The 12,005-nt window shown below is 53.0% G+C and carries 10 protein-coding genes and 1 pseudogene; 2 read left to right on the forward strand and 9 right to left on the reverse strand.

Annotation, left to right across the window (positions count from 1 at the left end; translation table 11 throughout):
• Positions 1–168: 168 nt before the first annotated feature.
• The 7 genes from EV700_RS00865 to EV700_RS00895 all read right to left on the reverse strand — a co-directional run bounded on the left by EV700_RS00865 (position 169) and on the right by EV700_RS00895 (position 8,183).
• A protein-coding gene (locus EV700_RS00865; RefSeq protein ID WP_130410480.1) for an IS3 family transposase occupies positions 169–1,277 on the reverse strand; the annotation gives its coding sequence in 2 pieces (ribosomal slippage) (positions 169–1,022 and positions 1,022–1,277; 1,110 coding nt in all).
• Positions 1,278–1,526: 249 nt separating this feature from the next.
• On the reverse strand, positions 1,527–2,372 hold the full coding sequence (locus tag EV700_RS00870) for a hypothetical protein (protein WP_130410481.1): 846 nt from the start codon (positions 2,370–2,372) through the stop codon (positions 1,527–1,529).
• Between the two features lie 416 nt (positions 2,373–2,788).
• Positions 2,789–3,055, reverse strand: coding sequence for a hypothetical protein (locus EV700_RS00875; RefSeq protein WP_130410482.1), 267 nt, complete (start codon positions 3,053–3,055; stop codon positions 2,789–2,791).
• On the reverse strand, positions 3,052–4,818 hold the full coding sequence (locus tag EV700_RS00880) for a type IV secretory system conjugative DNA transfer family protein (protein WP_207224538.1): 1,767 nt from the start codon (positions 4,816–4,818) through the stop codon (positions 3,052–3,054). The genes EV700_RS00875 and EV700_RS00880 overlap by 4 nt, the downstream gene beginning before the upstream one ends.
• 90 nt (positions 4,819–4,908) lie before the next feature.
• Entirely contained in the window at positions 4,909–5,598 is a 690-nt protein-coding gene (locus EV700_RS00885; RefSeq protein ID WP_130410483.1) for a hypothetical protein, read from the reverse strand.
• A gap of 81 nt (positions 5,599–5,679) precedes the next feature.
• The gene (locus EV700_RS00890) at positions 5,680–7,365 is read right to left on the reverse strand and encodes a hypothetical protein (protein ID WP_130410484.1); all 1,686 of its coding nucleotides are present in this window, start codon (positions 7,363–7,365) and stop codon (positions 5,680–5,682) included.
• 5 nt (positions 7,366–7,370) lie between these two features.
• Entirely contained in the window at positions 7,371–8,183 is an 813-nt protein-coding gene (locus EV700_RS00895) for a hypothetical protein (protein WP_130410485.1), read from the reverse strand.
• Positions 8,184–8,253: 70 nt separating this feature from the next.
• On the opposite strand from EV700_RS00895, the gene EV700_RS00900 reads away from it, so the two are divergent.
• Both EV700_RS00900 and EV700_RS00905 read left to right on the forward strand, forming a co-directional pair.
• On the forward strand, positions 8,254–8,763 hold the full coding sequence (locus EV700_RS00900; RefSeq protein ID WP_130410486.1) for a hypothetical protein: 510 nt from the start codon (positions 8,254–8,256) through the stop codon (positions 8,761–8,763).
• A 561-nt stretch (positions 8,764–9,324) separates the two neighbouring features.
• A complete protein-coding gene (locus tag EV700_RS00905) occupies positions 9,325–10,200 on the forward strand; it encodes a tetratricopeptide repeat protein (protein ID WP_165391282.1) in 876 nt (291 codons plus the stop codon).
• Positions 10,201–10,250: 50 nt separating this feature from the next.
• On the opposite strand, the gene EV700_RS00910 is transcribed toward EV700_RS00905, so the two are convergent.
• Together EV700_RS00910 and EV700_RS16960 are read right to left on the reverse strand one after the other, a co-directional pair.
• Positions 10,251–11,486: an IS256 family transposase gene (locus EV700_RS00910; RefSeq protein WP_130410488.1), complete on the reverse strand. Its 1,236-nt coding sequence runs from the start codon at positions 11,484–11,486 to the stop codon at positions 10,251–10,253.
• A 97-nt stretch (positions 11,487–11,583) separates the two neighbouring features.
• Positions 11,584–11,788 (reverse strand): annotated as a pseudogene (locus EV700_RS16960) (Tn3 family transposase); the annotation flags it as partial.
• Positions 11,789–12,005 lie beyond the last annotated feature (217 nt).

Raw genomic sequence — 12,005 nt, forward strand, 5'->3', positions numbered from 1 at the left:
CATATGGTCTGGCAATCGCACCAACTTGAGCGATAGTCCAGTTGGTGCACGAGACAGCGGTTTTCATCTTTATCTGGCCCAATGTGAAGAGACCATTTCACCTTCAAACACGCCCAACCTGATCAACCGCTTTTGCTTCTCCTGACCTTCCCCCAACCGCTATACCAGTTATAAGTTAACACTCTGGGTCGGTTGGGGTTGGTTTTTCTCCCGGTATTCCGCCGGGGTCATGTAATCCAGAGCACTGTGGGGCCGGCTCAGGTTGTAATCCTGCCGCCATTCTTCAATCAGGCTCCGGGCCTCGGCCAGGTTCCGGAAGCTGTGCTGATTCAGGCACTCCTCCCGAAGTCGACCGTTAAAGCTTTCTATGTAGGCGTTTTCAACCGGCTTGCCAGGGCGAATGAACTCCAGCTTCACCTGATGAGAATGCGCCCATTCATCCAGCGCCTTGCTGGTGAACTCGGGACCATTATCCACCTGGATACGGACCGGCTTTTGCTGCATCAGCCGCAACTGCTCCAACACGCGGACAACCCGATGCCCCGAAAGTGAATGATCCACTTCTATCCACTGGCATTCCCGACTCCAGGTATCCACCAAGGTCAGCATTCGTATCCTGCGACCGTTATTGAGCGTGTCACTGACAAAATCCATGGCCCAGCTTTCATTCGGGCCCGTCGGCGATGGCGGCACAATCCGCAGATGGCTGGGACGCTTCCGGCGCTTTCGCAAGCGAAGCGACAAGCCCTCTTCACGGTATACCCGCTCAACCCGTTTATGGTTGATATGCCAGCCTTCACGCCGCAGCAAGGCATGCAGTCGCGGTGAGCCAAAACGTCGGCGCTGCTCCGCAAGTTCACGGAGACGTTGCCGCAACGGGCTATCCCGGTCCGGACGAGCGGGTTGCCGGAAGGTCTTCCGGTTCACCTGCGCCAACTGGCAGGCCCGCCGCTCCGAAATCCCGTAACGATGCATCAGGTTACGGGCAGCTTCGCAACGCACGGCGGGCGTAGTCAGTTTTTTTGAAGCACATCCTTGAGCATCTGGATGTCGAGAGCCTGATCTGCCACCAGACGCTTGAGGCGGGCATTCTCTTCCTCAAGTCGGCGCAGCCTCTGGGCTTCGGATACTTCCATTCCGCCGTACTTTGATCGCCACTTGTAGAAGGTGACATTGGAAATGCCATGCTTGCGACAAAGCTCGGCAACCGGCTCGCCGGCTTCGGCAGCCTTGATGATGCCAATCATCCGTTCTTCGGTGAAACGGGACTTACGCATGTCGGCTCCTGTGAGCCCTCATGCTAACTAATTCGTGGTATACCAGACAGGGGGAAGGTCATCATCAGGACACTTATCTTTCGCGATATGCAAGCCCTGCTTGAACTGCACCTCGACAGGGGTAGGATTTATACGGCGAATGGGATCAAGTTAGGAAGTTTTGTTCCAGGAGCGTCACTAGAACTGTTTAAAGAAGCAGCGGTTCCTGCCCGAGAAATGAGGGAGCTTACAGCGATCATTGCGCCGGGATTATTGGAGGGCCTCGCGGGCTAATTGCATTGCAGCTTGGCGCCGGACTTCTGCAAGAGGCAGATCCGGCTGTTGCTGTCGCAACTCCAGACAGCGAAGCTGAATCTGGCGCTTTTGATCATCCAGCCATTCTTGACGAAGATTTTCCGCATGCTCACGGGCAACCTTGGGAGTAACCTTCCTGCGCAACGACTCCAGCAAGCGGGCATGTTCGGCAGCAGTAGGATTGGCATCATCAATGATCCGCTGTGTCTTCATGGCAAGTTCTTTTTCCTTGTACCGAACTTGCCGCTTCAATTCGTCCAACAGCCCAAAGCTGCGGAAGATTGAATCCGTTACCATCTTGATGGCAACCACTCCCCGATAGCCCTGCTCGGTCAACTTTGTCCGTGGCTTCACCTTGATAATGCCGGCTAGCTGCAAGTCCTTCATGGCCCGGTAAGTGCGCTTGATGCCCAGGCCAGCCTGCTCAGCAATCCAGGCCACGGTTAGACCCAGATGACCATTTTGGGTAGGAATCTCCGAGCGGCCTGTCAAAAGATTGTAGTACTTCATCAACTGCAAAAAGATGACGACAACCGCTTCTCTTCGCTCGCTACGCTGGCGCCGGAGGCTGCCATTAGCAGCATTCAATAGCGGAAGCATCTGCGGTGTATCATAGTATTTTTGAAAGCGGTCGCAGACTTGGACAATGACCGGTGGAAGGTTCCTCGGCACAGGCTTCAGTGGGTCAAGGCAAGGGGATACAGGATTATGACCGCATCGATTTCCAGTTTCTGCAAAGGCGTGGCGACTACCCTGTCGGATGACAATTTCCTGACATCCTTGTTCACACTGATGAATCATTCCAATTTCCCGCTATTGCATCCACGCAATCCAGTCACTAGAATGAAAAGCATATCCCTCAAGGGTTGCACCCCTGATTGAGTATTGGGTAGCCATAGCAATCTGACCTTTGATTCATCACTCGTTGATCCCGATCCGCCAAGATATAGAGCAACGATGGATGATGTTTTCAGGACTGCAATGCCGTTTCAGTTCTAGCTGGATTCACAGCCCCGCCTTGGCGGGGTTTTGTTTTTTCCAGGCAAGGAGCACTTCAAGTGCCCACTACAAGCTCTGTATCAAAACATAGCACTTCCTAAAATAAAAAAATGTATCAAAGTATAATAACACAGTAAGGGGCTTCTCCAAGCCACGCTCTCTCTAATCGAAGGTGCTTTACCGCCTATTGCACAATAGCTTGCCTTAGAAACAAGCCATCACGGCTTGTGATGTTGATCATCTGTCGTCGGCAGGAAGGCCGATCTTGGGGTGAACAGATGTTTGATCAGTACCCACTGCGAGGTCCACATCCACTTCACAAGCCAGAACGTCCACACAACTACTTTTTCGACCATCCAGATCATTCCTTGAACCAGATGCTTATCGAGCAACCAAAGCAAGGGGCGGTTGATCCCGGGCACCAGCACCCAAAGGCCAAGCACCGTTAATGCTGCCGCCCAAACGAATTGGGAGTCCTGATTCATTCTTCGTTCCCGGCCCTGTTCATCACCATGTCTGATAACCAGCGATTAATATCCGAGAACAGGTTAATTCCCTTGCGAGATGGCAAATGGAAATGGTTGACTTGTGTTTCCCCACACGCTTCCTGAAGCGTGGGACTCACTGAGATCAACGGTACTCGGATGTGGTACAGCCGATCACCGCCAAAACTGACCATGCATTCCCCCATGTCCAAGCTGGTCAGCTGGTCCGGATGGACGCGATAGACCTCTTCATCACGCTCGGTTATCCCGAGGGCGCTGCTATCCCCCTGCTGCTTGACTGGTGAAACATTTAACTCCAATCCACTGGCGCTGTGCCCGCGGTTCTGAGCAATGCTGATGGCTCCCTGCCGTGTTTTGCCAATGATATTGGCCGCAGCCTCAGCGGTTTCGTAAGTGCCCATCTTGAAAAACACCTTGGTCCAGGTGTTACCGGTAATCATCTGCTCTAATTCTTTGGATATAGCCTCAAAGTTGGCCCGTGTCTGAGTTGCCGGCATGAGCCAGATTCGCGCACTTCGGGCTTGCTCAAACATTCTTGGCCACGACTGACCTACATAAGAGCCCGCCTCATCAGCAAACACCATGTAGGGCGGATCAGGCCTGTTTCCCTCGGGCATTGCCTGCACCCAGGAGACCGCCGTGCGCAAGTCGCCAACCACCATCTTCCCGAAATTCTGCGCCTGCTCGTTCTTCCCCATCGTTGGCAGCATGACATAGACAATCTTGTTGGCTTTGATCGCCTCGAAGATATTGGCCTCTGGTGTGTAGGTATTCATAACCTCACCGAAAGTTCCGGTTCCAAAGTCGTACATGCGTCCGGCAATACCTCCAAAGATGTCACGCAATTTGTTGACATCAATGTCGACACCCTTGGCCGAAGTCGTTTTGTATTTATCGAGAAACAGCCGAAAATTGTGCGTTACGGGGCTGGACGGAGCATCCCGGATCAGCAGTGACTCCAGGTGCTGCAGGGCTCGGCCGTTAAGTAGAAGGATGGTGAGGTCAATGAAGTTATAAGCCAGTCGCGTTTCCTGAAGGGCCGCTACCAGGGTGGTAATGCCTTGCTTGGCACTTTGCCGGTAATAGTCGGCACCGGGGTTGTTCTCCGATGACGGAATCAGGGAGAGCAATCTTGAGGCCACTTCATCAGGATCACCGTACAAGATGGGATTATAGGAATTGCTTGTCGACGGATTTCCCGGATTGATCACCAGCAAATCATGCTCCCGTCCTGCCCACTTGCAGAGCTGATACATCGTGTTGAGGTCGGCTGCGTTCATCTTGCCATCAATGAACAATAACCCTCCTCCTTTGGCGATTTGCTGAGCCATAAGATTGGTGCCGAGGACCGTCTTGCCGACCCCGGATTGCCCCAGTATCCAGACATGGCGCATCAGGAAGTTATAGGAAATGAAGAGTGGCTCACCCCGATCAACCGTATATCCGAACAGGAGAGCATTTTCCTGAGCATCAATATCATCCGGGGCAATTAGAATCTCGGAGGAGCGAACGGCGTGCTTGGTCTCCAACACGAAACGCTCGCGCAGGCCGTGTAGTAATCGCTCCGAGATCAGCCACCATGCACCGGCCGCCGAACACAGGCCGACACTCAACTGATGCAAGGTTTCAGAGGGGAAGGTGAAATAGCTGGAACTCAGAACGAGCCCACCTCCCCACAGCAGGAGGGCGGCCGCGTCAGCCGGCCCGGCAAAGGTGATTTTTCGAAGAGTCTCAATCCGCATGCGCCCGGCACACCCCCGACTACAGAAGGGAGCGAACTTTACCGGGCTTCAAGCAATGTATCAAATAGTAATAATAAAAGCCGGGCTAACTCATCCGATATAGTTCAGAATCGTGCGCTGAGCGTTCGCAAGTTCTCCATCTTTTTCCAGATAGTCTTCTACAAGACGGCGTACTTCGGCTTTTAAGGCTTTTTCACGTGTAGCAGCATCAGTCACCTCCGGATTTTGTTCCAAAGAATTGACCAAGCGATTCACAATTGCGTCATAACGAGCAATCTTTTCTTCGGTTGGACGATTCTGATTGTCTCGCCAACGCCGGATCGTCAATGGCGGAACCCCTCCGAGAACAAAGCTGATAATGACCAGTGACAATGCACTGCCAGGATCAATTTCCAACGATCGGCACCAACTCGCATAAATCTCGGAAACGGGCAGTTCAGCTGTCTGCTTGTATACCTGCATATGACCACGCTGAAAACGCCGTGCGCGTTTCATGATGTCTTCAGGAACCGCTTTAGTCAGAACATACAAATACGAGCACAAACGAACTTTCGAAATGGAGAGTGCAGCGGCGAAGCCGTTTACAGTCAGCCCGGACCCACGGTAGATATCGATCAACTCTCGATGTGCTTCGCTCATGGGCTTTTCGAGATTAAGACGCTTTTCACGCTGATTGTTAATCGCCCTATCCCCTAGTATTGCATTGACCTCATCATAGGAAACGGGCAGTGATGGCATTGCCTTCAGGCTCACCAAGGGCATCACGTTGAATAACAGCATTTTGAAAGCTCTCGTTCTCGTTACTCTTGGAGGTTAGTGTATGTTTGTCCCTAGGGGAAGACCAGTAAATCAGCCCCGCAATTACGCCAGATCCCCGGTGGCTTCTTGCACAGGAATCTCACCGAGACAAAATCCGTAAATCCTTTTCTGCCTCTGGTTCTTGATACAGATGACTCCTGGAGTTTCGCTGACTATCAAGTTGCGCAAATCCGCTTCGGTTATCCCTTCCAGCAAACCCTCCCGAACCGCAGCTAAGCTGACATACAGCCAGACGCGCCCTTCTGAATCCGTGTTCTTCCGGATAGGTGCCGAGGTATCGTTATTTGCGTTTTGAAGCATCGTGTCCAGAGTAGTGGCAATGTGATCACGAAGATGTGGGCCAGACGGAAGCTCCAGCCCCTTCTTTACGGATGCATGCGTTGACCCAGGCATGTTAGCCGTATTGGTGACTTCAAAGGATGTCTTATCCAAAGCTGTCTTTTGAGATGGTTTGCCGAGCATCTTCTCCTGGGCTATGGGCCGTGGTCTGCTCTGGTGACTCGGACACATCACTTCCGGGGTGAAACGACTATTTCGCAGACGGGACATTAATGGAAAATGCGATCGCCACAACACGATCAACATATCGTTGAACTCATTCCGATGTTCCTGCTCTCCGAGCTTTCCCGTGAAAACGACCTTAAAACGAGCCTCCTTTGCACTCAGTTGTTGATCGTGCAGCGATGTAACCAGCATCTCTTTTTCAGCCAACATCAAGAGTAGCTGATCAGCAACCTCCTCAATTGGCAGGACGGCCCCTGAATCCGAAAGACTCTTGGCCAAAGCTTCGATCAAGTTCGGCCAATGCAGATAGAGCCTCTCTCCATGAAGAAATCCAAGTCGTTCCCCCTGCCTTTGGCCGTTGATTCTCCCAGTCTCATGCATCAGGTCGTAAAACCTTTGGAAGACAGGGTTAACACATTCAGTTTCGGGCTCCTCAGCTTCAGCGACCACTTGGCTCTTCTGAGGTTGTAACTGCTTGAGCAGTATCAACAAGGCAGCGGTGCGATCATCGCGAATTGAAAAATCATCATCTCCTTTCGTGCCCTTGATTAGCGGTATGTTTTCCCCTGCATCCATACCCGCCAATACTTGTGTCAGGACATGTTGATCTTTGAATGGCAGTTGACGTATCGCGTGATAAGACATCACCGCCTGGTTTAGCCGGGAATGGGTGAGTTTCAGGCTGAAACAGAGTATCGGAATGAGAGGGTCCGACTTGTCGAAAGTAAAATCCGCAGCTTTTGGTGGAATCCTTCTGTTACCGATTTGCAGGCCTTCGTAATTGAATTGAGCGAGTCCTCGATGAAGACAGCGGCAGTCGTTTAGCGCATCAATTACCTGTTCTTCGTTCAGGAGCGATGTGATAGCGCAAAGCGCGTCATGGTAAACCCGCTCCAAAGCGGAAGATGCGCTGACCCAATGACCAACAACCTCCGGTAGAACAGTCTTGTTGTGAGAAATCTGACTTGGAAAGCATCCAAGATTGACATCCACTCCATAGAAATGACTCGGCTGAAGACTCTGTGCCTTGCGTGATTTATCACGGCGATGCAACTCTAGAACAATGAGCGCCGCGATAACCATACCGGCCAACCACGTCAGCCAGCGCAACGGGAGCCCGCGAAATGGTTCTATTCCTGCGTGGGCCGCCATGACCGTTAGGATGAGCCACCACCCCATTGCCACGGTCAATCCACGGGCCAGCAGACCAAAAGGATGAGGCATTGATGCTACAACTCATCGATCACAGATGGCAGATTGCCGTCCGGTGAATCCTGAAAATCGCGAGAGAACATCTGATCGATGTACGCGCTTATTTCAGGGTCCGTTGTCCGCTCCGCCATGTACCGGTAAGCCCACTCCGGAATTGCCAGTATGTCCTTGCCACGTTGCGGGATACGTACATCGGTGGTTTGAATGAAGGGGGCAAGACTGTCACCTTGCTTCCCAATCATTACCCGGTATGATCCCTCAATGAAGACAGGCATCCCGACCTGAAGCCGCCGCCGATACAAACCCTGACGCTTGCCATATATTCTGACTGGTATCGAGACTCCATCCTTGGCATATTGCCGGATCAGTAATTGAATCCCAGGGTTTCGGGAATGTGCCAACCCGTCTAGCCGTTCCAGCAACCCCGACAAATGCACTGAATTGGAAGTCGGACTTGCACGATCAACTGGTGGAGTGCTGCCGAATTCTGATGGAGACCCAAGGGCCATGCGGAAGACTTCACGTGGCGTCAGGTTGACTATGTTCGGCCGGTCAAAGCCGATGGCTTTCAGCATCGGCACGGGCTGACCGTGCCCCATAGAAGCAATCACGCGGCAATAAACAGATACCGCCTGACCACTTTCCAGTTGAAGTGAAGCCGGCGATTGTTCCAGCAGTATCGGAATGGTGATGCCAGGCTGGCTAGTGGCGAGATGAAGCGAACTGTCACTCAACCGTTGTACATACCCCGTCAACCATGCAGCGTTTTTGAAGCCATTCACAAAGGCATACTGCCTAGTCTGGCGCTTTTGTTCTACACTAAGTAACATGAAATTGCCTGACGGCGACCCATCAAATTATCATAAAATGATATTCGAACATCGATAAGGGAGACAAGCTTTGTCTAAACCGAAAAAAGGGGCGGCTCTTCTTGGTGCGATTCTTACCAAGGCGGCCTCACGACAGCAGAACTTCCATTCCGCCTGCTTGGCCATGGAGATCAGCCCTACTTTTCTAGCTGAAATTTTTTCTCCCGAGTCCAAGAAATCGGTAGACAGCCTGAGTAATGTTTACCTGAAGAAAATCGCCAGCTACCTGGAAGTCCCGCTCGCCCAGGTCTACATCCTTGCAGGCATCCTGTCGCCGTCCGACTTTGTACTGGAAAGCGATTTCTCTCAGGACTTCCAGCGTATCCTTCAGATCATGCGGCAAGATCACTTGTGGACAGGCTTGGTTCCCGACGACGATACTTTTGCCAAGACGGGGACTGAGATCAAGCTACTGATTGCACTGCTTTACGAAAGGGTCACGACTCAGAGCCTCATTGCCAAAGCCAATATCGACAGTGCTTCTTTCGATCATCCAACCCCTAGCAATGATGGTTTACCGCCTGAATCACTTCAGCTATAGCCGAGCGTGTTGCAGCGTCCAACGTGTTCGCCCTTACTAACTCAGCGATAGCTCCCAAAGCAATGTGCATGGCATGGTGCTGATATTTCTCCATGCCCGTCACGACAGCTGACAAGAATCTTTGCGTTGGCGCCGGGCACTCCAGAATGAAGTCGCGCATGATGCTTGTGACTAAGCAGCTGGATTCCGGACAAAGGGACTGTGCCCAACCAGTCGTAGGATGCTGTGTATTGATGTGAGAATGAGGTATATCCATATCAATCTGTCCCGAAATGAAAGATTTAACCTTGCTTCTTCGTCACCCAAGGCAATGCATCTTCGGCAGTTGAATCTGCCTCAGGCTGACTACCAAGCTCTCAAAATACGTCGTCTGTAGAAAAGGCGCGCATTCTATGTAGAGATGTGTTTGCTGCCAATTTTTTTGCCGGACAATCAGGCCAGAATTAGCAGAGAATGACGCAAGTGCACGTTTAATATCCAAATCAATTTATTATTGTTTGATACAATGGCTATTTGCCAAATTCTGATACATTGATGATACGACTTTTATGTACGCTCCTGATGCTGTGGTCGACAGCCTGGGCCGATACCGATAATCGCCAACCCTCTCCGTTTTTCTTTCCCCATGACTTGCAAAAGTCCATTGTTGAAGCCAGAACCCGACTGATAGAGCAGCATGATCCGGCAGCACTTAGCGACCTATATAAATTAGCAAAAACAGGCATTGTTGATGCTCAGACTGCGCTGGGCTATGCCTATGACAATGGAATAGCGCCCGCGAAGATCAACCCTAAGTTGGCAGGCCAGTTCTGGCAGGCTGCAGCTCGGCAAGGCGATGCCATCGCCATGCACAATCTGGGAGTGCTTTATTGGCAGGGGCGTGGTGTGCCAAGAAATCAGCCCTTGGCCGAAACGCTTTTCAATTTGGCAGGAAGTCGTGGCATAGGCCGGTCCAAGGCAATACTGGGGCAGCTAGCTGAAGCTCGCCATGACTATGCAACGGCGATGACCCATTACAGGGACTGCCTTCCCATCAGATTCCTTCCTAACGCCAAGACCCGATATTCATTGCTGCTCATGCGGACTGGCGATATGACCTCCCCCAATAACCGGGAAGAGGTTTACACCCAATTGCGGGCAGCAGCTGACCGCTGGGATATCGACGCTCAGTACACCTTGGCCAGGTTGCATGCCGAAGGCGTGGTTATCCGGCAAAGCCTTCCCGACGCGGTATTCTGGTTGGAAGTGCTGCGCAGGAATCCTGCTGCCAAAAAGTATTGGTCAAGTCTTGATGACTTTGTGCAGGCCTATAAGATTGGAGAGACCGACATTCAGACTGGCAAGGAGATGGCCAGGATGTGGTTGGGGGATGATCCGAAGATCATCCCGGCGGTGGATTACACGAGGAGTATTCTTGAAAGAGAATCAATTTTTTAGGGCCTGTCAGGAATTTTGTGTGAGGCGGGTTTAAACACGATTTGATCGTCTCACACTTTCTGATGCAGGAAGCGATCGCCGTAGAGTATCGCAAACTGGTTCATCGCTGTCTTCCACTGCCAAGCCGCCTTGCTCCAGGAACTGGTGATGTTCCGCAGCGCCAACCACAGCAGCTTGATCGCGGCGTCATCGCTCGGGAAGTGGCCCCGCGTCTTGATGATCTTCCGCAGCTGACCATGAACGCTTTCAATCGCGTTGGTGGTGTAGATGATCCGGCGCACATCCGGCGGGAAGGCGAAGAACGGGATGACCCGGTCCCAGGACCGCCGCCATGATGCCACGATCGTCGGGAACTTCTGGCCCCACGGCCCAGCCTCGAACTCCTCCAGTGCTTCCGCCGCCGCCTCGGCGCTGATAGCCGTGTAGATCGGCTTCAGGGCCGCCGCCAGCGCCTTGCGCTCCTTCCTGTTGGCATAATCCAGGCTGTTGCGGATCAGGTGCACGATGCAGGTTTGCAGCGTCGTCGCCGGGAACGCGGATTCCAGCGCTTCCGGCATGCCTTTCAGGCCGTCCGCCACGGCGATCAGGATGTCCTGGACGCCCCGCGCCTTCAGGTCGTTGAATACCTTCAACCAGAACTTCGCACCCTCGGTGTTCTCGATCCACAGACCGAGGATGTCGCGGGTGCCGTCAGCCAGCACCGCCAGCGCCAGATAGACCGCCTTGTTGCGGACCATGCCTTCCTCCCGCACCTTGACCCGCAGGGCGTCGACAAACACGACCGGGTACATCCGCTCCAGCGGCCGGTTCTGCCAGGCGCTGACCTCGGCCATGACGGCATCAGTGACCTTGCTGATGAACTCCGGCGAGACATCCACGGCATACATCTCGGCCAGGTGGCCCTGGATCTCGCGCACGGTCATGCCCCGGGCGTACATCGAGATGATCTTGTCGTCAAAGCCCGCGAAACGGCGTTCGTGCTTGGGGATCAGTTGCGGTTCAAAGGTTCCGGCGCGGTCGCGGGGTATTTCGACCCGGACGGGGCCGTCATCGGTCAGGACGGTCTTGCCGCTGCGGCCGTTACGGTGGTTGCCGCCCCCTTCGGGGCCGTCGAGATGGACATCCAGCTCGGCGCCGAGGGCGCGTTCGATGAAGGCTTTCTTGAAGTTCCGGAAGACGGCTTCGAGGCTCTCCGCCGACATGGGACCGGGGATCAACTGCTCAAGCAGTTCCTTGGGAAGGGTGATGGCCGGCTCATTGACCGGTGGCTTTTTCTTGGTAGGCATAGGGGCTCCTTTGGCTCCATGATAGGCCTACACACAAAAATTCTGACAGTCTCATTTTTTAAACGTTTGACTAAGTCCAAGCTTCTCACCCGAGTCCCAGCGCCTGCACAGTCCATTCAATATAAACCGTGTCCCACAGCATGCTGGCGGCTACTACTAGGTTGCGGCCGCTAGCTCGATAGCGCTGGTTGTAAAAGTCACCGCCGGTCAGGGATTTCCCCGAGCCAGTTCAGGAACACTGCACGGGCCTGTTATTTCTTGGACTACCACTTGTTCAAGCCAACCTGCACGCGCCGACGCAGTATCTCATCCCAGTGCATGCTGATGCCGTCCACCAGACCGGAGAGGTTAAGCTCTGCTTGCCGCCACCGCGAATGTACAGGCACTTGTCAGCCAGATCACGAAAGGATTGGCTACCGTCATCGAATATTGCAGGAATCAGGGAGTTGACCCAATACAGTGTTGACTGTTTCTGGTCATTGATACGGCCTTCTCTCGATCGCACTCTCTGTGTCACCC

The sequence above is a fragment of the Fluviicoccus keumensis genome (genome assembly GCF_004217445.1).
GTDB classification, from domain to species: domain Bacteria; phylum Pseudomonadota; class Gammaproteobacteria; order Pseudomonadales; family Moraxellaceae; genus Fluviicoccus; species Fluviicoccus keumensis.